The organism is Cryobacterium algoritolerans (assembly GCF_004402785.1).
GTDB classification, from domain to species: domain Bacteria; phylum Actinomycetota; class Actinomycetes; order Actinomycetales; family Microbacteriaceae; genus Cryobacterium; species Cryobacterium algoritolerans.
In genome coordinates this window covers 78,520-104,867 of the sequence record NZ_SOFP01000047.1, presented here as the reverse complement: position 1 = coordinate 104,867, position 26,348 = coordinate 78,520, and the positions used below count along the sequence as shown (strand labels likewise).

Genomic DNA, 26,348 nt, shown 5'->3' with positions numbered 1-26,348 from the left:
CGATGTATAGTGCCATCGCGCGGAATAAGCGCAACACGGTCTTCATCATCATTCTCTTCCTGGCCCTCATCGCCGGGCTCGGCTGGATCGCCAACGCCGTATACGGTCGCGGCGGGTACGGCATCCTGATCCTCACCGTCGTGGTGGCCAGCGGCTACGCGCTCGTGCAGTACTTCATGGCGGGGCGCCAAGCCGTCGCGATGAGCGGCGGCATCCGCATCAACAGCAAGACGGAGCAGCCGCGGCTCTGGAACATCGTCGAGAACCTGTCGATCACGACGGGCACCCCGATGCCCGAGATCTACGTGATCAACGACCCGGCGCCGAACGCGTTCGCGACCGGCCGCGACCCGCAGCATGCGATCGTCGCAGCGACGACCGGCCTGCTCGAGATCATGGACGACTCGGAACTCGAGGGCGTGATGGCGCACGAACTCGGCCACGTGCGCAACTACGACATCCGGCTGTCGATGGTGGTCTTCGGGCTCGTCGTTGCCGTCGGCTTCATCTCGGACATGTTCCTACGGATGGCCTTCTTCGGCCGCAACAATAACAACAACAACGGCAACCCGATCGTCATGGTGTTCGGCCTGGTCGCGATCATCGTGGCGCCGCTCGTGGCGAGCATGGTGCAGTTGGCCGTGTCCCGGCAGCGCGAATACCTCGCGGATGCGACGAGCGCGCTGACCACCCGGCACCCCGACGCCCTCGCGAGCGCCCTGGCCAAGCTGGAGACCTACGGGCGCCCGATGCGGAAGCAGAACTCCTCGATGGCGCACCTGTGGATCGCCAACCCTCTGAAGCCCGGCATGATGGCGAAGCTGTTCAGCACCCACCCGCCCATCGACGAGCGGATCGAACGTCTGCACACCATGGGCCGTAAGTTCTGACCCCGGCGGGGTCGCTCTGATCTCGACAGTCTCGATCACCGCCGCCAGCCGAGCCTGTCGCTGCCGAAGTCCGTCGGTGGTCGAGCGTGCCCCGGTGGTCGAGCGTGTCATGGGTCGAGCCCGTCGAAACCACGACCCCCAGGTCTCGCCACTCTCGACCACCGCGTCGCCCCGATCTTCCGCGGGTCTCGGCGGGCTCGACCACCGGCGGTTCGCAGGTCTTGACCGGCCCGACCGCCGACGCGCTACGCCGACGACACGCCCCGGCTACGAGGTGGAACGCACACCCACCGCAGCCGTAACCTCACCGCACTTTCCGAGGAGACCCTTAGACGAGCTCGGAGGCCAGGGCGGCGGCGAGGTTTCCACGCCCGACCACCGCGATCTCGTCCAGCCCCTGCCAGGCGGCGGTCTCCCGTAGCACGGCGGTGAGGCGCTCGGCCGTGTCGGCCGGGGCATCCGGCTCGGCCCACGCGGCTTGCACCCGCAGTACCCCGGACTGGCGGTCGTTCTTCAGATCTACCCGGCCGACGATCGTGTCGCCGAGCAGCACGGGCAGCACGTAGTAGCCGAACACGCGCTTGGGCTGCGGAGTGTAGATCTCGATTCGGTCGTGGAAGTCGAACAACCGTAGGGCCCTGGCCCGCTCCCAGACGACGGGGTCGAACGGGGAAAGCACGGCGGCGGCGTCCAAAGTCCGGGGGAGCCTGGCATCCCGGTGCAGCCACGCCGCCCCGGCCGCGCCCGGCCCGCCCCAGCCGCCAACCTCGACCGGGATCAGTTCCCCAGCCTCCTCGAGTTCACGGACGGCCGCCAGCGCCGGCACCGACTTCAACCGGAAGTAGTCCGCGAAATCCTTCGCCGTGCCGATGCCGTGCGCACGCGCCGACCGGCTGATCAGCTCCCGGTGGGCGTCGGCCCGGTCGACCCGCCGGTCGAGCAGTTCAGCGGGGAACACCTGCTCCGGCAGCCCGTAGACCCGCTCGAACCGCCGGCGGCCGGCGCTCACCACGTCGCCCCAGCGGAAGAGAACCTCCAGCCCGGTCTTCACATCGGACCAGCCCCACCAAGGGCCGCTGCGCTTGTTCGCGTCGTGCTCGATGGCGCTGGCCGGCAGCGGGCCCTTCTCGGCGAGTTCGGCGAGCAGCCAGTCCAGCATCGGCCGGTTGCCGGCGGCCCAGTTATCGGATGTCCCGGCGGCCTCGTCACGATAGTGCTGCATCCGCCAGCCGAACAGCGGCCAGGTGTCCAGTGGAAGGAACGACGCCTCGTGCGCCCAGTACTCGGTGAAGCGGGCCTCGCGGCCGCCGGTCAGCCGATCGAGCTGCGCCTTGTCGTACGGGCCGAGACGGCTGAATGCGGGCATGTAGTGGCTGCGCTCGAAGACGTTCACCGAGTCGATTTGCAGCAGCTCGACCCGGTTCACGAGGGCATCCAGTTGGCGGATGCCGGGCGTCGCTGCTGACCGGCGGCCGAAGCCCTGGGCGGCCAGCGCGATGCGGCGCGCGAGCGCGGCAGAGACTGACTGGACCATCAGCTCGACCCTACTGCCCGCCTCCGTCATTCGCCACCGAATGCACCCGCCCTCCCGTCGAGTTCAGTCGGCCTGGCCCGCGGCATCCGTCGCCCAGCATTCATGCTCCGTTCAGGCAGGTGCCGCACGCCGGTCGACAGCGCCTCCTAATCTCGCGATGACCAGTAACCCGGCAACCAACTGTGCGCGCCGTTGCGCGTGCGGCCTGTCGCTGGTCCGACGGAGGACAACTTGATCACCACACGCACCCTGGTCGCCTCGTTGGCCGCCACGGCCACCCTCGCCATCGCTTTGACCGGGTGTTCAGGCTCCGCGGCAGGAACGACCGCCACGACCGACGCCGCAACAGCCACCAGCCTGAGCGCGTTCGGCGACCTGCCGGCCCTCGAGGCCGCCGCCAAGGCGGAGGGCAGCCTCAACGTCATCGCCCTCCCGCGCGACTGGGCAAACTACGGCGGCGTGCTCGACGCGTTCACCCGGAAGTACCCCGAGATCACTATTAACGAGGCCTCGCCGGACGGCTCGAGCGCCGAGGAAATCCAGGCCGCGGACACCCTCAAGAGCCAGGACACCGCGCCCGACGTCTTCGACCTGGGCCTGGCCGTCGCCCTCTCCAGCACCGACCGGTTCGCGCCGTACCAGGTGGCCACCTGGGCCGAGATCCCCGACGCCCTCAAGGAGGCCAGTGGGCGCTTCACCGGTGACTACGGCGGATACCTGGCCGTCGGCTACGACCCCGACGCCGTCCCCGCGCCGAAGAAGCTGAGCGACCTGCTCGATGCCCAGTACAAGGGCAAGGTCGCCATCAACGGCGATCCGACCCAGGCCGGGGCCGCCTTCGCCGCCGTCGGCATGGCGACGGTGCAGAACGGCGGCACGGTCGACGACTTCCAGCCCGGTATCGACTTCTTCACCAAGCTGAATGCGGCCGGCAACTTCGTCAAAATCGACCCGACCCCGGCCACGATCGCCTCGGGCGAAACCCCCGTCGTGCTCGACTGGGACTACCTCAACGTCGGCTACGGCAAGAAGCTCGACGGTCAGCGCAACTGGAAGGTCGTCGTCTTCCGTGGTGTCGGTTACGCCGGCTACTACAACCAGGCGGTGAGCAAGGATGCCCCGCACCCGGCCGCTGCCCGGCTGTGGCAGGAGTTCCTCTACAGCGACGAGGGTCAGAACCTGTGGCTGGCCGGCGGGGCACGCCCCGTCCGCGCCGAGGCCATGACGGCCGCGGGCACCATCGACGCGAAACTGCTCGGCGCCCTGCCCGAGGCGCCGGCGCAGACCGTGGTGCCGACCAAGGAGCAGAGCGCCGCCGGAGCCGCCCTACTCGGAACGAAATGGGCCGCCGCTGTCCGGTAGCCTCCGCAGAACGGCAGCGGCCTTAGGGCTGCTGCCGTTCGCGGTCTATCTGCTCCTCTTTCTCGTCGTGCCGACCCTGATCGCCGTCGGCACCGGATTCTTCGACAAGTCCGGCGCGTTCACGCTCGACACCGTCGCAGCCCTCGGCAATCCGGTCGTGCTGGATGCCTTCGCCAACTCGTTCGCTCTCTCCGCCCTGACCTCCGTGCTCGGCGCCCTCGTCGGCGCGGCCGCCTGCTACGGGTTGCTCGGTGCGCGACCGGACGGTGCCCTCCGCGCCGTGGTCGATTCGCTCAGCGGTGTGCTCGCCCAATTCGGTGGGGTCATGCTCGCCTTCGCGTTCGTGGCCACCATCGGCATCCAGGGAATGGTCACGCTCATCCTGCGCGACACGTTCGGCGTGGACATCTTCGCGGACGGCGTCTGGCTTTACGAGCTCCCCGGGCTGGTGCTGCCCTACCTCTACTTCCAGGTGCCGCTGATGATCATCACCTTCATGCCGGCCCTCCAGGCGCTCAAACCGACCTGGGCCGAGGCCAACGCGACCCTCGGCGGCAGCCGTGCCACCTACTGGCTGCGCATTGCGGGTCCAGTCCTCGCCCCTTCCTTCCTCGGCAGCCTGCTGCTGCTCTTCGCGAACGCGTTCTCCTCCTACGCCACCGCCGCAGCGCTGACCAGCCAGGGTTCCCAGATCGTGCCGCTGCAGATCCGCTCCGCGCTGACCAGTGAGACCCTGCTCGGCCGGGAGAACCTGGCCGGGGCGCTCGCGCTCGGGATGATCGTGGTGATGGTGGTGGTGACGGCCGGCTACTCCGCCCTACAGGGTCGGGCCGCCAGGTGGCAGCGATGACCGCCGTCCGCAGGACAGAGGGCGGCAGCCGACGCCGCACCCGGCCCGGCCCGGTCGCGCGGGGCGGCGTCGCCCACGCTCCGTCGCGCACCGCGCGGGCCGTGATCCTGGGCGTGATCGGCGTGTTCTTTCTCGTACCCGTTGTGGCCATGGTCGAGTTCACCCTGCGCAAGGGGCTCGGCGGCGGGCACGACGCCTCCCGCTGGATCGCCCTGGCCCAGGGTGGCCTGACCGGCCAGTACCGGCAGGTGCTCGTGGCCCTGGCCAATTCGGTCGGCCTGGCCGTGGGAACCGTGCTGATCGTGCTCCTGCTGCTCGTGCCCACCCTGCTGCTGGTGCACATCCGTTTTCCCTGGCTGCGACGGGTGCTGGAATTCGTCTGCATCCTGCCGATCAGCATCCCGGCCATCGTGCTCGTGGTCGGCCTGGCCCCGGTCTACTCGCTGCTCTCCCGGCTCGCCGGCAGCGGCGTCTGGACTCTCGCTCTCGCGTACGGCATCACCGTGCTGCCCTACGCCTACCGGGCCATCCAGGCCGACCTCGACGGCGTCGACGTGCGCACCCTCAGTGAGGCGGCCCGCACCCTCGGTGCCGGTTGGCGGAGCGTGCTGTTCCGCGTGCTCGTGCCCAACCTCCGCCGCGGTATCCTCGCCGGTGCGTTCATCGCGGTCGCCGTGGTGCTCGGTGAATTCACCATCGCGTCGCTGCTGAGCCGGGTGAACCTGCAGACCGCGCTCGTCGTGGTCAGCAAGGCAGACCCGTACACGGCCGTGATCTTCTCCCTGCTCGCCCTGACCTTCGCGTTCCTGCTGCTGCTCCTCATCGGGCGTCTCGGCGCCGAACGCACCCGCCCGCGACGACGACGCCCCATCGGAGGCCGGCCATGACTCGGAACACCATGAACACAGCAAAGACCATCACCGCCACGAAGACCACGACTACCGCACCCGGCCGCGGCGGAGGCACCCCGGCCGCGGCGGCCGGGAGACACGGAGCCGTGGTCGAATTCTCCGGGGTCACCAAGCACTTCGGTGCCCATCGGGCACTGGACGGATTCGACCTCACCCTGCACGCGGGCGAGTTCGTGGCCCTGCTCGGTCCGAGCGGCAGCGGGAAGACGACAGCACTGCGGGCACTCGCCGGCCTCGAAACGGCGGATGCCGGCACCATCCTGATCGACGGTGTCGACGTGTCCACGCTGCCGACGAGCCGACGCGACATGGGTATGGTGTTCCAGGCGTACTCCCTGTTCCCGCACCTCAGCGCGGGGGAGAACGTCGAATTCGGCCTCCGGATGCGCGGGGTCGCCGCCACGTTGCGCCGCAACCGGGCCAGGGACGCCCTCGCCCTCGTCGGGCTGGCGGACCACTACGACCGTTTCGCGCACCAGCTCTCCGGCGGCCAGCAGCAACGGGTCGCGCTGGCCCGCGCCCTGGTCACCGAACCGCGCGTTCTCCTGCTCGACGAGCCGCTGTCCGCCCTCGACGCCAAGGTTCGGGTGGCGCTGCGCGAGGAGATCCGGCGCATCCAGACCGAGCTGGGCATCACCACCCTGTTCGTGACGCACGACCAGGACGAGGCCCTCGCCGTCGCCGACCGGGTGGCCGTGATGCGCGACGGCGGGATCGAACAGGTCGGCACGCCGGAAGATCTGTACTCCCGGCCGGCGTCACCGTTCATTGCCGATTTCGTCGGCCTGAGCAACCAGCTGGCCGGGGTCGTGCGCCACGGCTTCGCGCAGGTGTACGGCACGAAGCTGCCACTCGTCGACCCGTCGCAGGCCGACGGAGACGTCCTGGTCCTGGTGCGGCCCGAAGACCTCGAATTCTCCGGCGACGGGATGGCCGGTGTCGTCGTCGCATCCAGCTTCCACGGCTCGCTCCGCCGCACCCGGGTACGACTCACCGACGGCGCCGTGGTGTCGGTGCAACACGTCGTGCGTGTGCAGCCCGCCACCGGTGACAGTGTGCGGCTGCGCTTCTGCGGCGCCCCGGTCTCGGTCGAAGCGGTCATGGTTTCCCCGTAGCGGTGCATGCACGGGGCGAATGCGGTATTGCCTAGAATGATTCGGTGACTGAATCCACGGGAAAGCCAGGCTGGGGCGCACTGCTGAACGGGCGAAAGCGACGCGCCGAGACCCCGATTCCGAACGGGGTCGACGAGAACATCCCCACCGGCATCCGCCTGGCCGGAGCGTGGTCGTGGCGGCTCGTGGCCATCGCTGCGGCGATCGCCGTCTTCCTCTTCCTCGTGGTGCAGCTTAGGCTCATCGTCATCCCGCTGCTCGTCGCCGTGCTCGTCTCCTCCCTCCTCGTTCCGCTGGTCAAATTCCTCGTTCGGCACAAGTGGCCGAAGGGTATCGCCGTCGCGCTCTCCCTGCTCGGCACCCTCGCCGTGCTCGGCGGCCTGATCACGCTGGCCGCCACCCAGATCGCGGATGGCACGATCGGCCTGAGCACCCGGCTCGCGGCCTCCTACGCCGGGCTGAAAGACCTCCTGCTCGCCTCGCCGCTGCACCTGACCGAACCGCAGATCAACGAGTACCTGCAGCAGGCCTGGACGGCGATCCAGGCTGACAGCCAGGTCTTCGTCAGCGGGGCGCTGTCGGTGGGATCCTCGCTCGGGCACCTGCTGACCGGGCTGCTGCTCACCCTGTTCAGCCTCCTGTTCATCCTCATCGACGGGGCCGGAATCTGGGCCTGGATCGTGCGGATCTTTCCGCGGCGCGCCCGCGCCGCCGTCGCCGGGGCAGGGGCGGCCGGCTGGGAGACCCTGGGCAACTTCGCCAAGGTGCAGATCCTGGTTGCCTCGATCGACGCCGTCGGAATCGGCGTCGGGGCCGCGCTGCTCGGGGTGCCGCTCGCCGTGCCGATCGGTGTGCTCGTCTTCCTGGGCTCGTTCATCCCCATCGTTGGCGCCGTCGCGACCGGCGCGGTGGCCGTGGTCATCGCGTTGCTCTTCAACTCCTGGCCGATCGCGCTGGCCATGCTCGGCGTCGTGCTGCTCGTTCAACAGATCGAAGGCCACGTGCTCCAGCCGCTGATCATGGGCACGGCCGTCAAGGTGCACCCGCTCGGCGTGGTGCTCGTTGTCGCGGCGGGGTCGTTGCTCGCCGGCATCCCGGGTGCGCTTTTCGCCGTGCCGATCGCGGCGGTGCTGAACGTCATGGTCAACTTCATCCACCGCGGCACCTGGCGTGCCGTCCACACGGGCACGGCGATCGCCATCAGCTCACCGCTCTGGCAGACCGTGCCGCAACGCCGCCCCGGCTTCCACCCGAACGAGAGTGCCGCCCATGACTAACGTTTCCCTCGTCGGCCCCACCCTGGCCGACTTCGAGGCGGCTCGCGCCGTCGTCGCGACCGTCGCCCGGGTCACCCCGATGGAGAGCTCACGGTACCTCAGCGAACTGCTCGGCTCGCCCGTTCACCTCAAGTGCGAGAACCTGCAACGCACCGGATCGTACAAGATCCGCGGGGCGTACAACCGGCTCTCCCAGTTGACCGACGAGGAGAAGAGCCACGGGGTCGTCGCAGCCTCGGCCGGCAACCATGCCCAGGGGGTCGCGTTCGCCGCCCGTGAACTGGGCATCAAGGCCACCATCTTCATGCCGGTCGGTGTTGCGTTGCCCAAGCTTCAGGCCACCCGCGACTACGGGGCGCACGTCATCCTGCGTGGGAACACGGTCGCCGAGCCCCTCCTGGCTGCCGCGGCCTACGCGATCGAGACCGGCGCGATTCTGATTCCGCCGTTCGACCACCCGGATGTCGTCACCGGCCAGGGCACGCTGGGCCTGGAAATCCTCGATCAGGTTCAGGGCCTCGACACCGTTCTCGTGCCCATCGGCGGCGGGGGGCTGATCTCCGGTGTCGCGAGCGCGCTCAAACAACGCGCCGCCCGCGAGGGGCGCACGATCCGGGTGATCGGCGTGCAGGCCGAGAACGCGGCGGCCTACCCGCCGTCCCTGGCCGCGGGGGTGGCAACCGAGATCGTGATGTCGCCGACGATGTCCGATGGCATCGCGGTGGCCAAGCCAGGGCTGCTCAACTTCCAGATCGTGCGCGACGTGGTCGACGAGGTCGTCACGGTCACCGAGGACGACACCGCCCGCGCTCTTCTGGTGCTACTCGAGCGCGCCAAGCTCGTGGTCGAACCGGCCGGTGCGGTCGCCGTGGCGGCGATCCTCGCCGGAAAGATCACCGCGTCGGGGCCCACCGTCGCGATCCTCAGCGGCGGTAACATCGACCCGCTGCTGATGCAGCGCGTGATCAGCCACGGCCTCTCGGCATCCGGTCGCTATCTCACCCTGCGGATCATGCTGCCCGACCGCCCCGGCCAGCTGGCCCGCATCTCGGAACTGCTCGCGGAGGCGCACGCCAATGTGATCGAGGTGCTGCACACCCGGCACGGCGTCGGACTGCAGATCAGCGAGGTCGAGCTGAACGTCAGTGTCGAAACCCGGGGACCCGACCACCGCCAGCACGTCGTGGACGTGCTCCGCTCGGCCGGCTACGACCCGCATTTCGACTAGTCCCGGTCCCGACAAGCTCGACCACCGGGGGTCGAGACCCGAGGTGGTCGAGCCTGTCCCGGTGGTCGACTCTGTCGAGACCCCGGCCGCGTGACTGGCTAGTTGCCGGCCCAGGTCTCGACGAGAAGGATCTCGACCGCGATGTCCTTGCCACCGGGCGTGGTGTACGACGTCCTCGCGCCGACCTTGAGGCCGAGGATCGCGGAGCCGAGGGGGCTCTGTTCGCTGAACACATCGAGGTCGCTGCCTCCGGCGATCTCGCGGCTGCCGATCAGGAACCGCGTCTCATCGCCCGCGATCGCCGCCGTAATGACAGTGCCGGGCTCCACGACGCCCTGGCTTTCCGGCGCGTGGCCGACCTCGGCGTTGCGCAGCAGCACGACCAGAGTGCGGATGCGCGCCTCCATCTTGCCCTGTTCGTCCTTGGCCGCGTGGTAGCCGGAGTTCTCCTTGAGGTCGCCCTCTTCGCGCGCGGACTCGATCTTCTTGGCGATCTCGACCCGTCCGACGGTACTCAGCGACTCAAGCTCGGCGGCCAGGCGGTCATGGGCCTCCTGGGTCAGCCAGGTGACCGTTGTTGGGGTAGTCATGGGTTCTCCTCCTCGTGCGCGTGGTGCGTGAGTGTGACGCGCAGGGTATGCCTGCAGCAATACAACGGACGCCCCGACGTATTACGTCAGGGCGAAGCCATCAGTCTAGGTCAGCCAGCACCGGTAAATCAATCCGGTGTTGCTCTGCTCTGTCGTGCGGACGACCTCGGTAAAGGCCCGCGAATACCGCTCGCTCGGCGGCAGGTCGATCACCTTCCAGCCGACGACAGTGAAGCCTTCGTTCAGCGCCTCGACCGCGCAACTCGCCGCTCGACCGACCGGGATCGACGCCTCGAAAGTGACGCTGACGCCGTGAGCGTCGATGACGCTATGCCCGATGTCCCGGGTCTCGAGCAGAGGCTGCGACCCGCCCAGCCCGATCCAGACCACCCATCCAACGAGCACGGCGAGCAGGGTGCCGGCGCCGATCCAGAGCAATCGACGCTCACGAAGGCTCCGATTCGGGGCACGCCCGTACCGGGTGTCGAGGTTGCTGCTCACGGCCACTGGGGCTCCACACTCACTGTTCAACGATTAGTCTTAGCTCAAGGTTATCTGGCATTTCTGAGGAGTTTGATGACACTGCGACTCTTGGCCGTGCACGCCCATCCCGACGATGAGTCGAGCAAGGGCGCGGCAACCTACGCCTACTATCGCAGCCTCGGCGCCGACGTAATGGTGCTCAGCTGCACCGGGGGCGAGCGTGGCAGCATCCTGAACGAAGCCATGGCCGGGCACGCCATGGCCGAACGCGACCTCGCCGGGCTCCGCAGACGCGAGATGCAGGCTGCGCAGCGCCACCTGGGCGTGCAGCACCGATGGCTGGGCTACGAAGACTCGGGCATGAACGACGACGGCCAGGTCCCGGCCAACTCCTTCGCCGCCGTCCCCCTCGATGTCTCGGCCGAACCTGTGGTTCGGGTCATCCGCGAGTTCCGGCCGCACGTGCTCATCACCTATGACGAGAACGGCGGTTACCCGCACCCCGACCACATCCGTTGCCACGATGTGTCGATGGAGGCCTACCGGGCCGCGGCCGACCCGGCCAGGTACCCGGATGCCGGTGCCGCCTGGCAGATCGACAAGCTCTATTTCGACCGGATCTTCAATTTGGAACGGGTCGACGCGATGTTCCTCGAACTAAGCGTCACCGAGCCGGAGTCCCCGCTGCTGGAGCCGCTCGGCGAGGCACGCGAATGGATGAAGAACTACCCGAAGCTGGCGACGACCCACGTGCCCGTCGGCGACTTCCTCGAGGCCAGGGATGCCGCCCTGCGATCGCACGCGAGCCAGGTGTCGCCGGGCAGCAGCTTCTTCTTCTGGCCCAACGACCTCATCCGCCAGGCCTGGCCGTACGAGGACTTCCAGCTCGTCCAATCGAAAGTTGACACCGAAATGCCCGAATCCGATCTCTTCGCCGGCGTGCGGGACAACTCGTGACCGCGTTCCTGCTCGCGGGACCGGTCGCGAGTTTCATCCTTGCGAACACCCCGCCGCCCGAATTCAACCCGGACACGGTGACCCCGGGGCCGGCTGGCTTCGTGGCGATTTTTTTCATCGCCGCGATGGTGGTGCTGCTGGGTTTTGACCTGAACCGCCGCATCCGCCGCAACACGTACCGGGCCCAGATCAAGGAACGCCTCGCGGCCGAGATCGCCGCGAACGCGGCTGGCGATGCCGACGACCCGGCGTCGCCGGGCCAGCAGACGCCGGGCCAGCAGACGCCGGGCCAGCAGACCGGTCAGTAGACGCCGGCCCGTCAGGGGTAGAGCGGGTGGGTCGCGATGATCAGGATCGCGACCCAGTGGCAGAGGAACGCCACCACGGTCAGGCTGTGGAAGATCTCGTGGAAACCAAACACGCCCGGTACCGGGTTGGGCTTCTTCAGCCCGTAGACCACGGCACCGACCGAGTAGCAGAGGCCGCCGATCATGATCAGCGTCATCATGGGTGCGTTCGCCTGGAAGAAATCGACGATGAACATGAGTGCCCCCCAACCGAGGGCCAGGTAGAGGGGAACGTAGAGCCAGCGCGGCGCGTGGATCCAGAACACGCGGAACGCGATCCCCAGGATCGCGCCGCCCCAGACCAGGGACAGAAGCAGGATCGACTTGGCCGGCGGCAGGGCGAGCACCGCGATCGGAGTGTACGAGCCGGCGATCAGCAGGAAGATGTTGGCGTGGTCGATGCGCTTGAGCACGAGCCGGGTCATCGGCTTCCAGTTGAACCGGTGGTACAGCGCCGAGTTGCCGAAGAGGAGCATGGAACTCAGCACGAAGACGAACGAACTCCACTTCGCCGCATCCCCGTCCGCGAGCACGAGCAGGATGATTCCGGCCACGATCGTGACCGGGAACGTGCCGGCGTGGATCCAGCCTCGCCAGGTGGGCTTGGCGTCATCCGTATGGGGAGTGTCATTCTCCATCAGCGGCAGGTTGGGGATGTCGTCCACGTTGGCCATACAGCCAGAATACGACAGGGCGCATGCCCGGCGCGGCACGCGGGTACCAATGTGGGCTACCGTGAATGTGTGCAGAAGCGGCAGGTTCCTTGGGCGCGCGGCATCCTTTACGGGGTGTACCAGCGTCGTCTTCGTCGCGGACTAACGCAGGATGTGCTGCCGGACCACGTGGCCATGATCATCGACGGGAACCGGCGCTGGGCCAGGCAGCTCGGCTTCGATTCGGCCGCCCATGGGCACCGGGCAGGGGCCGCCAAGATGCGCGAGTTCCTCAAGTGGTGCGACGACCTGGGCATCTCGGTGGTCACCCTGTACCTGCTGTCCTCGGACAACCTGACCAACCGGGGGAGTGAAGAACTCTCCGAACTGACGAAGATCATTGCCAAACTCGCCGAGGAGCTGTCCCGCTACCGGGACTGGCGGGTGCAGCAGGTTGGTTCCAAGGCCGGGCTGCCCGACGCCCTCGTTGCGGCGCTCGACGCCGCCGAGGCGCGCACCGCACGGAAGAAGGGCCTGCACATCAACCTCGCAGTCGGCTACGGCGGACGCACGGAGATCACAGACGCCATGCGCAGCATCGTGGGTGCGCACCTCGAGAACGGCGGCACGCTCGCCGACCTCGCGGAGACGCTCACGCCCGACCTGATCGGCGCGCACCTCTACACCGGCGGCCAGCCAGACCCCGACCTCGTCATCCGAACCTCCGGGGAACAGCGGATCAGCGACTTCATGCTCTGGCAGAGCGCGCACAGCGAGTTCTACTTCGTCGAGGCCCTCGGGCCGGACCTCCGTCAGGTGGACTTTCTTCGAGCCCTCCGCGACTTCGCCAAACGCCAGCGCCGATTCGGCGGGTAGGAGACGGATGGACGCCATAGACCGGTTCGCGGAGGGCTTCCTCGAGGAGCCCGGGTACCTCGACTACGCCCGGGTCGGGCCCATGTCTGCCGCTGTTGTCGCCGAAACCCTCGGCCAGACCGAGGTGCTCTCCCATGCCCGTTACGGCAGTCTCGACCACCTGCACGCGCAGGACGAACGGCTGCGCATCGCGGTCGCCCACGCCACGGGCTTCCGCGCCGACCAGGTGGTCTGCGAGCCGAACACCACCACCGGGATCATGCAGGCCATGTTCGGCCTGACCGGGGCGGTGCTCCTGTCGCCGAACGACTTCCCGACCGTTCCCTTCGCGGCCGTCCGGGCGGCCGAGGCCCTGCACGTGGCCCTGCCGGTCTGGCTGGCGACCGAGCACGGCAGGGTCACGCCCGGCGAAATCAGGGAACAGCTCACCCCCGCCACTGTGGCGGTCGCGGTCTGCCTCGTCGACTCCCGGACGGGTCACCGGGCCGACCTCGACGGCATCCGTCAGGTCATCGGAGACCGTCTGCTCATCGTTGACGCCATTCAGGGCTTCGGGGTCGTCGATGCTCCATACGAGGTGGCGGATGTCGTCGCCTCCGGAGGTCAGAAATGGACCAGGGCAGGCTGGGGCACCGGGTTCCTGGCCCTGAGCGACCGGGCCGTGGAGCGCCTTGTGCCCGTCTTCTCCGGTTTTGCCGGCACCGACACCGCCGAGCCATGGGACGAGGTGCTGCCGCCGAGTCGGAGCGCCAACGCATTCCGGGTGAGCAATGGTGACGCGATCGCCCAGGCGCGGTTCGCAGCTGCCCTCGACGACATTGCCAGGGTCGGAATCGGCAGCATCGAGGCGGCCGTCGCCGTGAACGTGTCGGAGCTGATCGACCTCGCCGACGAGTTCGCCATACCGGTTGTGTCCTCACGCGACGAGAGCGAACGAGCGGGCATCGTCGTCCTCGAACCGCCCAGCGCCCAGCTGACCATGCTGACCGCGGCCCTGCACAACCATGGGGTCACGGCCACAACGCGGGACGGCACGGTTCGGCTCTGCGCCCACGCCGTGCTCTCGGTCGACACGGTCGACATGCTCCGGGGCGCGTTCACGTCGTATGCCACCGCGGCAATCTACTGAGCCGGTGCGGCCCGGCCGAGCAGCGCCGACCCGGTCGCGGATTGATTAACGTCTGATATCAATGGGCGTGTCGGACTTCCCCTGGAACCCTTGGGAAAGTAGCGTCACATCCATCAGGTATAGCGCCTGGTCGAGACGGCCACATAAGTACGGCTCGAGACCTTAGTGGCCAGCTCGCAAACACAATCCGCGCCTTTCGAGGCCGGGGTGGGAGTGGTTGTGACCGCTAATCAGATCGACCAAAAAGGTTCGCACCGAAGCGTCAACGGGGCAGACCAAGCCGAGTGCACGTATGTGCTTGACACCTCCGTCCTCCTGTCCGATCCCAAGGCGATCTTCCGCTTCGCGGAGCACGCGGTCGTGCTTCCCGTCGTCGTGATCGCGGAACTCGAGTCCAAGCGCAACGACCCGGAGATCGGGTACTTCGCCCGCCAGGCCCTGCGGCTCCTCGACGAGCTGCGGGTCAAGCACGAACGGCTCGACTTCCCGATCCCGGTCGGTGAGGGCGGCAGCCTGCGGGTCGAACTGAACCACTCCAACATGTCTGTGCTCCCTTCCGGGTTGCAGCTCGGCGACAACGACTCACGCATCCTGGCCGTGGCGATGAACCTCGCCAACGACGGACTCAACGTGACCGTCGTCTCCAAGGACCTCCCGCTGCGGGTCAAGGCGGCGTCGATCGGCCTCCTCGCCGACGAGTACCGGCACGAACTCGCGGTCGACTCCGGTTGGACGGGCATGGATGAGATCACCCTTGGGTCCAACCAGATCAGCGAGCTGTACGAGAACGAGGTCATCCACACCCGTCTCGTGCAGGACATGCCCGTCAACACGGGCCTGGTCATCCACTCCGACCGTGGCTCTGCCCTGGGCCGGGTCACTGGCAAGGGCGAGATGAAGCTTGTCCGCGGCGACCGGGATGTCTTCGGGCTGAAGGGCCGTTCGGCCGAGCAGCGCCTGGCCATCGACCTGCTGCTCGACCCGGCGATCGGGATCCTGTCGCTCGGGGGACGAGCCGGGACGGGGAAGTCGGCGCTCGCCCTGTGTGCCGGTCTCGAGGCCGTGCTGGAGCGCCAGCAGCACCGTAAGATCATGGTCTTCCGGCCCCTCTACGCGGTCGGCGGGCAGGAGCTGGGTTACCTTCCCGGTGACGCGAACGAGAAGATGAGCCCGTGGGCGCAGGCGGTGTTCGACACGCTCGGGGCCATCGTCTCCGAGAATGTGCTCGAGGAGGTCGTCGACCGTGGCATCCTCGAGGTGCTGCCGCTCACGCACATCCGCGGCCGCTCGCTGCACGACGCCTTCGTGATCGTGGACGAGGCTCAGTCCCTCGAGCGGAACGTGTTGCTGACGGTGCTCAGTCGGATCGGGCAGAACTCCCGCGTCGTACTCACCCACGACGTCGCCCAGCGGGACAACCTCCGGGTCGGCCGCTTCGACGGGGTGGCCTCGGTGATCGAAACGTTGAAGGGGCATCCGCTCTTCGCCCACATGACGCTCACCCGTTCGGAGCGCAGCGCGATCGCCGCGCTCGTCACCGAGATGCTCGAGGGGAACGAACCCGCCTAACGGCCGCGCCCGTCGAATTCGACGGAGATTTTGCCGAAACAGGCGTTCCTGGAGCGGAAACCGGGACGTTCGGTCAAAATCTCCGTCGAATTTGACAGCAGGAGGGACTACCTGGCCTGCGGCGGGCGGGTCATGCTGAGCACGTCGAGCGCGGTGTCGAGCTGCTCGAGAGTGACCTCGCCGCGGTCGACGAAGCCGAGGTCGATGACCGACTCGCGCACCGTGATCCCCTGCGCCACCGAGTGCTTGGCGACCTTCGCAGCGGCCTCATAGCCGATCACCCGGTTGAGCGGGGTGACGATCGCGGGTGAAGACTCGGCCAGCGCGCGCGCGCGCTCGAGGTTCGCGGTGAGGCCGTCGATGGTCTTGTCGGCGAGCACGCGCGTCGCGTTGGAGAGCAGGCGGATCGACTCGAGCAGCGCGGTGCCCATCACAGGGATGGCCACGTTCAGTTCGAACGAGCCGGATGCGCCGGACCACGCGATGGTGGCATCGTTGCCGATGACCCGCGAGCAGACCATGAGCACGGCCTCGGGGATGACCGGATTCACCTTGCCCGGCATGATCGAAGAACCGGGCTGCAGGTCGGGGATGTGCAGTTCGCCGAAGCCCGTGTTCGGGCCGGAGCCCATCCAACGCAGATCGTTGCAGACCTTGGTGAGGCTGACCGCGATGGTGCGGAGTGCGCCGGATGCGTCGACCAGGCCGTCGCGGTTCGCCTGGGCCTCGAAGTGGTCGCGGGCCTCGGTCACGGGCAGCTCGGTCTCCTCGACGAGCAGCTCGATCACGAGCTGCGGGAACCCGGCCGGCGTGTTGATGCCGGTACCCACGGCGGTGCCGCCGAGCGGAACCTCGGCGACGCGGGGAAGCGCGGTGCGCACACGCTCGATGCCGAGGCGCATCTGGCGGGCGTAGCCGCCGAATTCCTGGCCGAGGGTGACGGGGGTGGCGTCCATCAGGTGGGTGCGGCCGGCCTTCACGGCGCCGGCCCAGAGCACGGACTTCGCCTCGAGGGCGACGGCAAGGTGGTCGAGCGACGGGATCAGGTCGTCGATCAGCGCGCTGGTCACGGCGATGTGCACCGAGGTGGGGAAGACATCGTTGGAGGACTGGGACGCGTTCACGTGGTCGTTGGGGTGCACCGGGCGGCCCAGGCTGCGAGTGGCGAGGGTGGCGAGCACCTCGTTCATGTTCATGTTCGAGGACGTGCCGCTGCCGGTCTGGTACACGTCGATCGGGAATTCGCCATCGTACCGGCCGGTGATGACCTCGTCGGCAGCGGCGGCGATCGCGTTGGCGATGTCTCCGTCGAGCACGCCGAGGCGCGCGTTGGCCAGGGCAGCGGACTTCTTGATTCTGGCGAGGGCGGCAATCTGCGCGGGCTCCAGCACGGAGCCGGAGATCGGGAAGTTCTCGACGGCGCGCTGGGTCTGGGCGCCGTAGAGCGCGGTTGCGGGGACCCGCACCTCGCCCATCGTGTCGCGTTCGATCCGGAAGCCGGCTTCAGCGGTCTTGTCCACCACGGTGTGTATTACCTTTCGATTGTGAAACGGGGAGCGGGGAAAACATCAGGTCACGACGGGGCCACGCGCGGCGGACCGCGCGGATCAGACCACGCCGACAACGATGTCGGGCACGGCCCGGCCCTCGAGTAACCGGTAGTTCGCCCCGACGATAGCCAATGTACCTTCTGCGACGGCGGTGCTGATCATCTCCGAACGCTGGAGGAGCTCGGCGACCGTGTCACGCAGGTGTTCCCGGCCGACGGCGAGGGCGTCGACGGTATGCGGGTCGATCGGCGCCGCATCCGTTACCCCGCTCACCCGGCGCACCGCCGGCACGATCTTCTCGATGATCTTCGCGATGTGCACGGGCAACGGCCGGGCGTCGGGCGCCTGCGAGTCGATGGCGGCACGCACGGCGCCGCACCCGTCATGGCCGAGCACGAGGATGAGCGGCACTCGCAGCACCGCCACGGCGTACTCGAGCGAGCCGAGAACCGAATCCGAAATGACCTGGCCGGCGTTGCGCACGACGAACAGGTCGCCCAGGCCCTTGTCGAAGATGATCTCCGCGGCCAGGCGCGAGTCGCTGCAGCCGAATAGGGCCGCGTCAGGGGTCTGCACGAAGGCGATCTCGGCCCGTCGGTCCACGTCCTGTCGCGGATGTCGCGGCTCGCCGTTGACGAAGCGCTCGTTGCCGCGCTGGAGTTCGTTCCAGACCCTGGCCGGCGTGGATTCGTGTCCGTCGCTCCCGATCATCACCGTGCTCCGTTGGTATGGGCGTTGGCGTTGATCTGGGCGGCCAGTACGGCCGCGAGCTCGGCGAATTCGGCCTTTGAGGCCGTTCCGACGAGCAGGTAGGAGCTCGTTCCGGCCGTCGTGACGAGGGCATAGTCGAAGTTGCCGCGGTCCTTCTCCGGGGCCCTGTTGCGGTAGACGTCCCAGGTGACGCCGTCGATGAAGACGGTGCCGGTGGGCGGAGCGTTCTTCAACTGCGCCGAGACCCAGGACGGGTTCGCGCCGAGACCCTGGGTGAGTCCGATGAACTCGTTTCCCGGGGTGAGCAGGCCGATGTACCAAGATGGGATCTTGTCGGAGCCGCCCAGGCGCCACTGGGCGGCGTTGGCCCGCCAGCCGGCGGGGAGATCCGGTACCAGAAGCGGTTCGTCGATCCCGGTCTGCACCTGCCCGGCCACCGTGGCGAAGTCGACCGGACGGTCCAGCGGGGCCTCGCTGCGCGGCACGAGCAGCACCAGCACGATCACGGCGCCGACGGTCACCAGCAACGACAGCACCAGGTTGTTCACGGTCTTCCGTGCCCGATAAACGCGGGAGTTCTCGGCCAGCCGATTCCGGGTCTCCTCCGGGGTCTCCGGGCGACCGAGTTCAGCGACGACGCGTGGTGCGCGTTTGGCGGCGCTCATCCTGCGGATGCGGCGGTGTCGGCCTGGCCGGCGCGCGCGGAGTCCAGCCTCGCCTTCGCTCCAATCAGCCACTCCTCACAGCGACGGGCCAGTGCTTCACCGCGCTCCCAGAGCGCGAGCGACTCCTCCAGCGTCGAGGATCCCTGCTCGAGGGCGTTCACCACGCGCACGAGTTCGTCCCTGGCCTGTTCGTAGCTCAGCGCGGAAAGGTCGTCTGCGGGCGAGGTCATGGCATCCATTCTAATTCGACGCGATCAGGTCGGCGGTGTCGTCGGCGGTGGCCGACACTGTGCCGTCGGCGACGGTGATCAGGAGTTTCGTGGCGGCCGGGGCCTGGTCGGGGCGGCGCAGGACGTGGCCGTCGGGGAGCTGCACGATGGCGTAGCCGCGGTCGAGCGTGCCCTGGGGCGACAGGGCGCGCAGCTGGGAGCGCAGGTCTCCGATCGCGGCGCCTGCCCGCTCAACGACCCGGTCCACCAGCTCGGTGCCTCGGGCAACGTAGCGGGTGAGGTCCTCGGCGCGGGAGTCGATGATCCAATCCCGGGAACTGAGTACGGGGCGGGAGCGGAGCTGGTCGATCCGGTCGATTTCGGTGGCGATGATTCCGGTCAGGCGGGTGCTGATCCGGGCGCGCGCCTGCTGCACCCGGTTGAGCTCGTCAGAGACGTCGGGCACCACGCGCTTGGCGGCATCCGTCGGCGTCGACGCGCGCAGGTCGGCGACCTCGTCGAGCAGCGGCCGGTCGGCCTCGTGGCCGATCGCGCTGACCAGCGGCGTTGCACAGGCCGCGGCCGCGCGAACCACCTTCTCGTCGCTGAAGCCGAGCAGGTTCTGGAAGTCGCCGCCGCCGCGCGCCACAATGATCACATCGACCTCGGGGTCGGCGTCAAGGGCCTGGATGGCTGCGGTCACCTCGTTCACCATCCGGTCGCCCTGCATCGCGGCGTAGGCGATGGTGAAGTTCACGGCCGGCCAGCGCAGCTGGGCGTTCCGGATGACGTCCTTCTCCGCGTCGGAGTCCTTGCCGGTGACCAGGCCGATGCAGTGTGGAAGGAAGGGGAGCGGCACCTTGTGGGAGGCGTCGAACAGGCCCTCGCCGGCGAGCTGCTTGCGCAGCCGCTCAAGCCGCTCGAGCATGTCGCCAAGGCCCACCTGGCGCAGCTCGAACACCTGCATGGTGAGCGTGCCACCCTTGATCCAGTAGTTCGGTTTGACCAGGGCGATCACCCGGTCACCCTGTGTGAATTCGTCGGTGAGCCTGGCCTTCACGGAGGACCACACGGTGAAGCCGACGGTGGCGTCCTCGGTCAGGTCCTTGAGTTTGCCGTAGACGTTCCCGCCGCTGACGCCCCACTGGGTGATCTCGCCCTCAACCCAGGCGGTGCCGAGCCGTTCGATATACCCGCGGATCTTGTTCGCCAGCAGCGCGACCGGCCACGGGGTCAGGGCGGTGGGGGGTGCATCCTGCTTCAATCGTTCCTCCCAGAGAGCTCCAGCGCGGCACGCTTAGACTGGCAGCGTGATGATTAGTACGGATTCGCCCGTAATCGGCCTGGGCATGCCACGTATCCCGAGCGCACGCAACAGGCTCAAGGATACCCCCGTCAACGGAGTGAAGCGGGTGCTGCTGGCCGCCCCGCGCGGCTATTGCGCCGGCGTGGATCGCGCCGTGATCGCGGTGGAGAAGGCCCTCGAGCTGTACGGCGCGCCCGTGTACGTGCGCAAGCAGATCGTGCACAACGTGCACGTCGTCTCCGAACTGGAGACGAAGGGCGCCATCTTCGTCGAGGAGGTCGACGAGGTCCCCACCGGCTCCCACATTGTTTTCAGCGCCCACGGCGTCTCGCCGGCTGTCGTGGGCGCCGCCGCCGACCGGGGCCTGCTCGCGATCGACGCGACCTGCCCGCTGGTGACCAAGGTGCACCGCGAGGCCGTGCGCTTCGCCAGGGACGACTTCGAGATCCTCCTGATCGGCCACGAGGGCCATGAGGAGGTCGAAGGCACCGCTGGTGAGGCCCCGGAGCACACCACCCTCGTCGGCAGCCCCGACGAAGCCGACACGATCCAGGTGCGCAACCCGGAGAAAGTCGTCTGGCTCTCGCAGACCACGCTCAGCGTGGACGAGACCATGGAAACCGTGCGCCGCCTGCGGGCGCGCTTCCCTCTGCTGCAGGACCCGCCGAGCGACGACATCTGCTACGCCACCCAGAACCGGCAGGTGGCGATCAAGAAGATCGCCGAGGACTCCGACCTTGTGATCGTGGTCGGTTCGGCGAATTCGTCCAACTCGGTGCGTCTGGTCGAGGTGGCGCTGGAATATGGCGCCCGGGCCGCCTACCGGGTGGACTACGCCAGCGAGGTCAGGCAGGAGTGGCTCGACGGTGTGGTCACCGTCGGTGTGACGAGTGGGGCATCCGTGCCGGAGGAATTGGTGCACGAATTGCTCGCGGCGCTTGAGGATGCCGGCTACGGCAACGTCGAGGAGATCAAGACGGCCGAGGAAGACCTGTTGTTCTCGCTGCCGAAGGAACTGCGCAAGGATCTTGCCGGCAACACGGACGCCCGTGGGCTCGGCGGACGGATGACTTCCGACGAGTAGGCGACGGCGGCCGACTCACACCGGCCGGACGGGGCCGGCTCGGTCAGGGTGGCTGGGTTACGGCTGGCTGTAGAAGTTGAGCAACGTCGGGTCGGTGGCCAGGATGACCGACATGAACACGAAGATGACGACGAAGGCGACGACGGCTCCGATCAGCGGCAGGTAGAACGCCCGCTTGCCACGGACGAGTAACAGGATCGCGCCGGCTGCGGCGGCCAGCCAGACCACGGCCTCGGTGATGCTGCCGGCGGTGATCAGCCCGGCCACCGAGGGGGCGGGGGTGTAATCCCCGAGGTCCTGCTGCGTGTACAGCATTTGCACGGCTTGAGGGAGGGCGCCGAGCACTCCGACCGCGAAGAAGGTGGCCAGGAGCCCGAAGACAAGCAGGGCAAGGGTCAACGGTCGGTCCCAAGCGGGAACGCCGCCGCGGGGTTGGGCCGCCTGGTTCGGGCCGGGCGTGGCCGGCGTGGCCGGCGGAACCGCCGGTGAGGCCGCGTCGGGGGAGGGAGTCCAGCTCCAGCCCTCCGGTGCCAGTTCGCCGTATTGCGGGCGTGGCCGGGAATCCTCGGGCGGGGTCCCCGCTGGTGTGGACAGAGGATTCTCGGCCATCGTCATCCCGGGTGCTAGCTGTTCGAGTGGCCGGCGGAGCCGAGCTGACGGGTAGCCTCGGTGACGCGGGCGGCCATGGCCGTCTCGGCAACCTTGCCCCAGGCGCGCGGGTCGTAGACCTTCTTGTTGCCGACTTCGCCGTCAACCTTGAGCACGCTGTCGTAGTTGCTGAGCATGTAGCCGGCGACGGCGCGCGTGAACGCGTACTGGGTGTCGGTGTCGATGTTCATCTTCACGACGCCGTTGGCAACGGCCTCGGCGATCTCGGCGTCGGTCGAGCCCGACCCACCGTGGAAGACCAGGTCGAGCGGCTTCGGGCCGGTGCCCAGCTTGGCGGCGACGCCATCCTGGATCTCCTTGAGCAGCTCCGGGCGCAGCTTCACGTTGCCGGGCTTGTAGACACCGTGCACGTTGCCGAAGGTGAGCGCGGCCATGTAGCGGCCGTTCTCGCCCATCCCGAGGGAGTCGATCATGGACAGCGCGTCGCCCAGGGTCGTGTACAGGTTCTCGTTGACGTCGCCCTCAACGCCGTCCTCTTCGCCGCCGACGGCGCCGATTTCAACCTCGAGGATCGCGTTGATCGCCTTGGTGCGCTTGAGGATGTCCTTGGCGATTTCCAGGTTCTCGCCGAGCGCAATGGCGGAGCCGTCCCACATGTGGGACTGGAAGATCGGGTTGCGGCCGGCCTTGACCTCTTCTTCAGAGGCGGTGATCAGCGGCAGGACGAAGTCCTCGAGGGCGCCCTTGGGGCAATGGTCCGTGTGCAGGGCAACGGTAACGGGATAATTGTCGGCGACGGACTGTACGAAGTGCGCCATCGCGAGCGCACCGGATGCGCGGTTCTTGACCGTGTGGCCGGCGAAGTAATCTGCGCCACCGGTGGTGACCTGGATGATGCCGTCTGAGCCGGCCTCGGTCAGGCCCTGTAGTACGGCGTTAATGCTCTGTGAGGACGAAACGTTGAACGCGGGGTACGCGAACCCATTCGTCTTGGCCTTGTTGAGCATCTCTGCATACTGGTCGGGGGTTGCGATGGGCATTGTTGTGTCTCCTCGGTTGAACCGTTTCGGTCCTTCAATACTACCGAGGGAGGGTCGCCGGGCGTACGAGACCCTGAGGCTGGATCGGGATCACCGGGCGCTAGGCTGAAGGCGGCAGCGCTGGTCGACCAGCGCCGGCCCAAAGATGGGTCACGCCACTGCCGCACTCTTCGTCCGGGAAGGACCATCTGTGAACAGCCCCGAAATCGCCCCCAATTTCACCCATCCCGACCGAAACCTGGCCATGGAGCTGGTGCGCGCGACCGAGGCGGCCGCGATTCGCGCGGTTCCGTTCATCGGCCGCGGCGACAAGAACGCCGCAGACAAGGCGGCCGTCGACGCCATGCGTGTCTTCCTCGGCACCGTCAACTTCGATGGCCTCATCGTCATCGGCGAGGGCGAAAAAGACGAAGCCCCGATGCTCTTCAACGGTGAACGGGTCGGCAACGGCCGCGGCCCGGCCTGCGACATCGCCGTCGACCCGATCGACGGCACGAGCCTCACCGCAGCCGGACGCCAGAACGCACTCTCCGTCATCGCGGTCTCGTCCCGCGGGACCATGCTCGACGCGTCATCCGTGTTCTACATGGACAAGATCGTCACCGGAGGCGCCGGCCGCGGGGTCGTCAGCCTCGATCAGTCGATCGGGGACAACATCCGTTCCCTGTCCCAGAAGACCGGCAAGCCGGTCGGCGAGATGGTCCTCGCCGTGCTCGACCGGCCCCGCCACGCCGGCCTGATCGACGAGATCCGCAGCGCCGGCGCCGGCACCCGGTTGATGAGCGACGGCGACGTCGCCGGCGGGATCAACGCGGCCCGCTGGGAAACGCGCATCGATATGTGCGTCGGCATCGGCGGCAGCCCAGAGGGCATCACCACCGCGTGCGCGCTGAAGGCCATCGGCGGCTATATGCAGGGCCGCCTCGCCCCGAAGGACGACGCGGAGCGGGCGGGCGGAATCGCGGCCGGACTCGACATTGACAAACTGCTCGAGCTGGAGGACATGGTCAGCGGCGACAACACGTTCTTCGTAGCGACCGGCGTGACCGATGGCGGACTCGTTGACGGCGTGCGCCGCATGGGGCCGATCATCCGCACCGAGAGCATCGTGATGCGGTCGAAGTCCGGCACCACCCGCCGGGTGATCGCGGAGCATCTCGCTTCGAAGTGGCTCTAGGCTCCAGTCCCCGGCGGCCTGCCTGCCGGGTGTCACCGTGAACAACGAGAGTCGCCGTGCGAACGGCGACTCTCGTCGTAACAGACGTCGCGGGCCGTGACCGGCCGTGACCGTCCTGGTCGTCAGCGGACGTTGTCGGTGCGGGCCGTTTCGAGTTCGGCAGCGTCCCGTTCCACGGCTTCCAGTTCGGCCACGAACTCCCAGGCGGCCAGCTCCCGGGTGCTCTCCTCGATGGCGGCCAGCGGAGCCAACACCTTCGACTCGTCGAGGGCGTTTAGTTTGCGAGCGGTCGGCAGCACCTGGCGTTCCATCGAGCCGACGAAGCCGTTGTAGTCCTTCACTGTGCGCTCGATCGACCGGCCCAGCTTCTCGATATGCGTCGCCGTGGTCGACAGCCGGCCATAGAGTTCCCGGCTGAGGTCGAAGAGCACCTTCGCGTCGTGAGTGAGCACGTCTTGTTGCCAGGTGAACGCGACCGTCTTCAGCACCGACCAGAGTGTGACCGGCGAAGCCAGGGCGACCCGCTTGGAGAAGGCGAACTCCATGATGGACGGGTCGGCCTCGAGGGCGCTCGACACCAGGGACTCGCTGGGAATGAACGCGATGACGATTTCGGGGGATGCCTCGAGGCCCTGCCAGTACGCCTTGCCGCCGAGGGTGGTGATGTGGTCGCGAACGGCCTTCACGTGGGCCGCCAGGAGTGTCGTGCGCCGGGCGCCCTCCGCACCGGTCGCGGTCGCCGGAATCTGACTCGCCTCCAGGAACGCGGTGAAAGGCACCTTGGCGTCGACCGCGATGTTCTTCCCGCCGGGCAGGTGCACGACCATGTCGGGGCGACCGGCCCCGGCATCTGAGGTGATGCTCGACTGCACGTCGAAGTCGACGCGTTCGATCAGGCCGGCGGCCTCGACCACGCTGCGCAGCTGGGTCTCGCCCCACACCCCGCGGGTGTTATTGGCGCGCAGGGCGGACGCCAGGGACTCGGCGGTGCTGCGCAGGCGTTCTTCGGACTCGGTGGCGCTGCGAAGCTGCTGGCTGAGCTCGCCGTGCTGCACGCTGCGCTGCGCTTCCAGTTCGGAGACCTTTTTCTGCATGTCGTGCAGGCTCTCCCGCACCGGCGCGAGGGCCTGCAGCACGGTACTTTCGCGCTGCTCGCGTTCGGTGCGCGCGGCGGTCTCTTCGCGCTGGCGGTCGTCAACCTCCCGCGCCCGGTGCTGGGCTTCGCCGAGTTGCTCGCGGAGGGCATCCGTCGTGGCCTGCACCGACGCGAGTTCCTCCCGCAGGATGGCCGACACGGCGGCTTCGGAGGAGCGCAACTGGGCAAGCGCCACCTGGTGCCGCGCCTCGAGAACGGCGGGGTCCTCTACCGGGGCGCCGTTGCTCGCGGCCGTTCCGCGCCGCTGCAGGAGGGCCACCGCGCAGAGGGCACCGAGCAGCGCCCCGAGGGCAATGCCGAGAAGGAGTGTGAGCCAGGGATCCATACCCCTACTCTGCCAGCGACCACCGACATCGCCGGCCAGCGCCGCCCGCCGCGCGTCGAGCACGCACTCTGCAGCCTGCACTCACTTCTTCAGTACAGGCCGGCGCGTTTCGACGCGCTACGGCTGGTTGAGGGCCATCGGGCCGTGCGTGGCCGCCTTCTCCTTGGTGGCGATCGGGCCGATGGCCCCGATCCCGACCCCGGAGATGCGGGCCAGCTCTTCGAGGGTGTCGGCATCGTGCCGCCCAGCCGCGTGGATCATGATCGCCGCGCACGCTTCGGCGTCGGCGAGGGCGTCGTGGTGAGCGAACCCCTCGAACCCGGCCGCCATCGCGGCCACGGGCAGCCGGTAGGAATCGAGTTGGTACGTGCGCCGGGCAACTTGGAGGCTGCAGACGTAGGTGAAGTCAGGAACGGCAAGGCCGGCGACCGTGGACGACGTCTTGATGACGCCGAGGTCGAAGCCGGCGTTGTGGGCGACGAGATGGTCGCCGTCGGCGAACGCGACCAGGTCGGGAAGCTGCTCGGCCCAGGTTGCCGCATCGACGACATCCGACGGACGGATGCCGTGGATCTTGATATTCCACTCGAGGAACGCGTCGTGCCCGGGAGCGGGCCGGATGAACCAGCCGACCCGGTCGACCACGATCCCGTCCCGAACCTTCACCAGTCCGACCGAACAGGCCGAAGCACCCGAAGAGTTTGCGGTCTCGAAGTCGATGGCTGTGAAATTGACTGGCACCCCT

At 68.0% G+C, this 26,348-nt stretch carries 27 protein-coding genes; 14 read left to right on the top strand and 13 right to left on the bottom strand.

Going from position 1 to position 26,348, the window contains the following annotated elements; translation table 11 throughout:
* Positions 1 to 2 precede the first annotated feature (2 nt).
* A complete protein-coding gene (locus E3O19_RS10465; RefSeq protein ID WP_134567364.1) occupies positions 3 to 890 on the top strand; it encodes a M48 family metalloprotease in 888 nt (295 codons plus the stop codon).
* Positions 891 to 1,218: 328 nt separating this feature from the next.
* On the opposite strand, the gene E3O19_RS10460 is transcribed toward E3O19_RS10465, so the two are convergent.
* Complete coding sequence (locus E3O19_RS10460; protein ID WP_134567362.1) at positions 1,219 to 2,424, bottom strand: winged helix-turn-helix domain-containing protein; 1,206 nt, start codon at positions 2,422 to 2,424, stop codon at positions 1,219 to 1,221.
* Between the two features lie 231 nt (positions 2,425 to 2,655).
* Here E3O19_RS10460 and E3O19_RS10455 point away from each other — a divergent pair, with 231 nt between their 5' ends.
* From E3O19_RS10455 to ilvA, 6 genes are read left to right on the top strand one after another with little or no spacing between them, the layout of a single operon-like run.
* On the top strand, positions 2,656 to 3,786 hold the full coding sequence (locus tag E3O19_RS10455) for an ABC transporter substrate-binding protein (RefSeq protein ID WP_134567360.1): 1,131 nt from the start codon (positions 2,656 to 2,658) through the stop codon (positions 3,784 to 3,786).
* Positions 3,776 to 4,636 (top strand): ABC transporter permease, encoded by an 861-nt coding sequence (locus E3O19_RS10450; protein WP_134567358.1) that lies wholly within the window; start codon positions 3,776 to 3,778, stop codon positions 4,634 to 4,636. The genes E3O19_RS10455 and E3O19_RS10450 overlap by 11 nt, the downstream gene beginning before the upstream one ends.
* Complete coding sequence (locus E3O19_RS10445; RefSeq protein ID WP_134567356.1) at positions 4,633 to 5,523, top strand: ABC transporter permease; 891 nt, start codon at positions 4,633 to 4,635, stop codon at positions 5,521 to 5,523. The genes E3O19_RS10450 and E3O19_RS10445 overlap by 4 nt, the downstream gene beginning before the upstream one ends.
* A complete protein-coding gene (locus E3O19_RS10440) occupies positions 5,520 to 6,662 on the top strand; it encodes an ABC transporter ATP-binding protein (RefSeq protein ID WP_241981314.1) in 1,143 nt (380 codons plus the stop codon). Before E3O19_RS10445 ends, E3O19_RS10440 begins: the two co-directional genes overlap by 4 nt.
* A 44-nt stretch (positions 6,663 to 6,706) precedes the next feature.
* On the top strand, positions 6,707 to 7,939 hold the full coding sequence (locus tag E3O19_RS10435; protein WP_134567354.1) for an AI-2E family transporter: 1,233 nt from the start codon (positions 6,707 to 6,709) through the stop codon (positions 7,937 to 7,939).
* Complete coding sequence (gene ilvA / locus E3O19_RS10430; protein ID WP_134567352.1) at positions 7,932 to 9,167, top strand: threonine ammonia-lyase; 1,236 nt, start codon at positions 7,932 to 7,934, stop codon at positions 9,165 to 9,167. The genes E3O19_RS10435 and ilvA overlap by 8 nt, the downstream gene beginning before the upstream one ends.
* 98 nt (positions 9,168 to 9,265) lie before the next feature.
* Here ilvA and greA read toward each other — a convergent pair whose 3' ends face one another.
* Together greA and E3O19_RS10420 are read right to left on the bottom strand one after the other, a co-directional pair.
* A complete protein-coding gene (greA, locus tag E3O19_RS10425; protein ID WP_134567350.1) occupies positions 9,266 to 9,757 on the bottom strand; it encodes a transcription elongation factor GreA in 492 nt (163 codons plus the stop codon).
* A 105-nt stretch (positions 9,758 to 9,862) separates the two neighbouring features.
* Entirely contained in the window at positions 9,863 to 10,258 is a 396-nt protein-coding gene (locus E3O19_RS10420; RefSeq protein WP_166804534.1) for a DUF4307 domain-containing protein, read from the bottom strand.
* Between the two features lie 75 nt (positions 10,259 to 10,333).
* On the opposite strand from E3O19_RS10420, the gene mca reads away from it, so the two are divergent.
* Together mca and E3O19_RS10410 are read left to right on the top strand one after the other, a co-directional pair.
* Positions 10,334 to 11,197 carry a mycothiol conjugate amidase Mca gene (mca, locus tag E3O19_RS10415; RefSeq protein ID WP_174776921.1) on the top strand — a complete coding sequence of 288 codons (864 nt, stop codon included), beginning with the start codon at positions 10,334 to 10,336 and terminating at the stop codon, positions 11,195 to 11,197.
* Complete coding sequence (locus tag E3O19_RS10410; RefSeq protein WP_174776920.1) at positions 11,194 to 11,505, top strand: hypothetical protein; 312 nt, start codon at positions 11,194 to 11,196, stop codon at positions 11,503 to 11,505. The genes mca and E3O19_RS10410 overlap by 4 nt, the downstream gene beginning before the upstream one ends.
* Positions 11,506 to 11,516: 11 nt before the next feature.
* Here E3O19_RS10410 and trhA read toward each other — a convergent pair whose 3' ends face one another.
* Positions 11,517 to 12,218, bottom strand: coding sequence for a PAQR family membrane homeostasis protein TrhA (gene trhA / locus E3O19_RS10405; protein WP_134567346.1), 702 nt, complete (start codon positions 12,216 to 12,218; stop codon positions 11,517 to 11,519).
* Positions 12,219 to 12,287: 69 nt separating this feature from the next.
* Here trhA and E3O19_RS10400 point away from each other — a divergent pair, with 69 nt between their 5' ends.
* The 3 genes from E3O19_RS10400 to E3O19_RS10390 all read left to right on the top strand — a co-directional run bounded on the left by E3O19_RS10400 (position 12,288) and on the right by E3O19_RS10390 (position 15,771).
* Positions 12,288 to 13,073, top strand: coding sequence for an isoprenyl transferase (locus E3O19_RS10400; protein ID WP_241981313.1), 786 nt, complete (start codon positions 12,288 to 12,290; stop codon positions 13,071 to 13,073).
* 7 nt (positions 13,074 to 13,080) lie between these two features.
* Positions 13,081 to 14,202, top strand: coding sequence for an aminotransferase class V-fold PLP-dependent enzyme (locus E3O19_RS10395; RefSeq protein WP_134567342.1), 1,122 nt, complete (start codon positions 13,081 to 13,083; stop codon positions 14,200 to 14,202).
* 234 nt (positions 14,203 to 14,436) lie between these two features.
* Positions 14,437 to 15,771: a PhoH family protein gene (locus E3O19_RS10390; protein ID WP_241981327.1), complete on the top strand. Its 1,335-nt coding sequence runs from the start codon at positions 14,437 to 14,439 to the stop codon at positions 15,769 to 15,771.
* Positions 15,772 to 15,878: 107 nt separating this feature from the next.
* Here E3O19_RS10390 and E3O19_RS10385 read toward each other — a convergent pair whose 3' ends face one another.
* The 5 genes from E3O19_RS10385 to xseA form a co-directional block, all read right to left on the bottom strand.
* The gene (locus E3O19_RS10385) at positions 15,879 to 17,294 is read right to left on the bottom strand and encodes a class II fumarate hydratase (RefSeq protein ID WP_134567340.1); all 1,416 of its coding nucleotides are present in this window, start codon (positions 17,292 to 17,294) and stop codon (positions 15,879 to 15,881) included.
* Between the two features lie 84 nt (positions 17,295 to 17,378).
* Positions 17,379 to 18,032 carry a carbonic anhydrase gene (locus tag E3O19_RS10380; protein WP_134567338.1) on the bottom strand — a complete coding sequence of 218 codons (654 nt, stop codon included), beginning with the start codon at positions 18,030 to 18,032 and terminating at the stop codon, positions 17,379 to 17,381.
* Positions 18,032 to 18,697 (bottom strand): DUF4245 domain-containing protein, encoded by a 666-nt coding sequence (locus E3O19_RS10375; protein ID WP_134567336.1) that lies wholly within the window; start codon positions 18,695 to 18,697, stop codon positions 18,032 to 18,034. Before E3O19_RS10375 ends, E3O19_RS10380 begins: the two co-directional genes overlap by 1 nt.
* Positions 18,694 to 18,936 (bottom strand): exodeoxyribonuclease VII small subunit, encoded by a 243-nt coding sequence (locus tag E3O19_RS10370; RefSeq protein ID WP_134567335.1) that lies wholly within the window; start codon positions 18,934 to 18,936, stop codon positions 18,694 to 18,696. Before E3O19_RS10370 ends, E3O19_RS10375 begins: the two co-directional genes overlap by 4 nt.
* Position 18,937: 1 nt before the next feature.
* Complete coding sequence (xseA, locus tag E3O19_RS10365; protein ID WP_134567333.1) at positions 18,938 to 20,170, bottom strand: exodeoxyribonuclease VII large subunit; 1,233 nt, start codon at positions 20,168 to 20,170, stop codon at positions 18,938 to 18,940.
* A gap of 85 nt (positions 20,171 to 20,255) precedes the next feature.
* Between xseA and E3O19_RS10360 the strand changes: the two genes are divergently transcribed.
* Entirely contained in the window at positions 20,256 to 21,296 is a 1,041-nt protein-coding gene (locus tag E3O19_RS10360) for a 4-hydroxy-3-methylbut-2-enyl diphosphate reductase (protein WP_134567596.1), read from the top strand.
* Between the two features lie 57 nt (positions 21,297 to 21,353).
* Here E3O19_RS10360 and E3O19_RS10355 read toward each other — a convergent pair whose 3' ends face one another.
* Both E3O19_RS10355 and fbaA read right to left on the bottom strand, forming a co-directional pair.
* The gene (locus E3O19_RS10355; RefSeq protein WP_134567331.1) at positions 21,354 to 21,905 is read right to left on the bottom strand and encodes a DUF6264 family protein; all 552 of its coding nucleotides are present in this window, start codon (positions 21,903 to 21,905) and stop codon (positions 21,354 to 21,356) included.
* Positions 21,906 to 21,919: 14 nt separating this feature from the next.
* On the bottom strand, positions 21,920 to 22,945 hold the full coding sequence (gene fbaA / locus E3O19_RS10350; RefSeq protein ID WP_134567329.1) for a class II fructose-bisphosphate aldolase: 1,026 nt from the start codon (positions 22,943 to 22,945) through the stop codon (positions 21,920 to 21,922).
* 244 nt (positions 22,946 to 23,189) lie between these two features.
* Here fbaA and glpX point away from each other — a divergent pair, with 244 nt between their 5' ends.
* The gene (gene glpX / locus E3O19_RS10345; protein WP_241981325.1) at positions 23,190 to 24,122 is read left to right on the top strand and encodes a class II fructose-bisphosphatase; all 933 of its coding nucleotides are present in this window, start codon (positions 23,190 to 23,192) and stop codon (positions 24,120 to 24,122) included.
* A 122-nt stretch (positions 24,123 to 24,244) separates the two neighbouring features.
* Here the strand turns inward: glpX and E3O19_RS10340 are convergent, their stop codons facing one another.
* Both E3O19_RS10340 and E3O19_RS10335 read right to left on the bottom strand, forming a co-directional pair.
* Complete coding sequence (locus E3O19_RS10340; RefSeq protein ID WP_134567325.1) at positions 24,245 to 25,603, bottom strand: DNA recombination protein RmuC; 1,359 nt, start codon at positions 25,601 to 25,603, stop codon at positions 24,245 to 24,247.
* Positions 25,604 to 25,720: 117 nt separating this feature from the next.
* On the bottom strand, positions 25,721 to 26,344 hold the full coding sequence (locus tag E3O19_RS10335) for an exonuclease domain-containing protein (RefSeq protein ID WP_134567323.1): 624 nt from the start codon (positions 26,342 to 26,344) through the stop codon (positions 25,721 to 25,723).
* Positions 26,345 to 26,348: the final 4 nt, after the last annotated feature.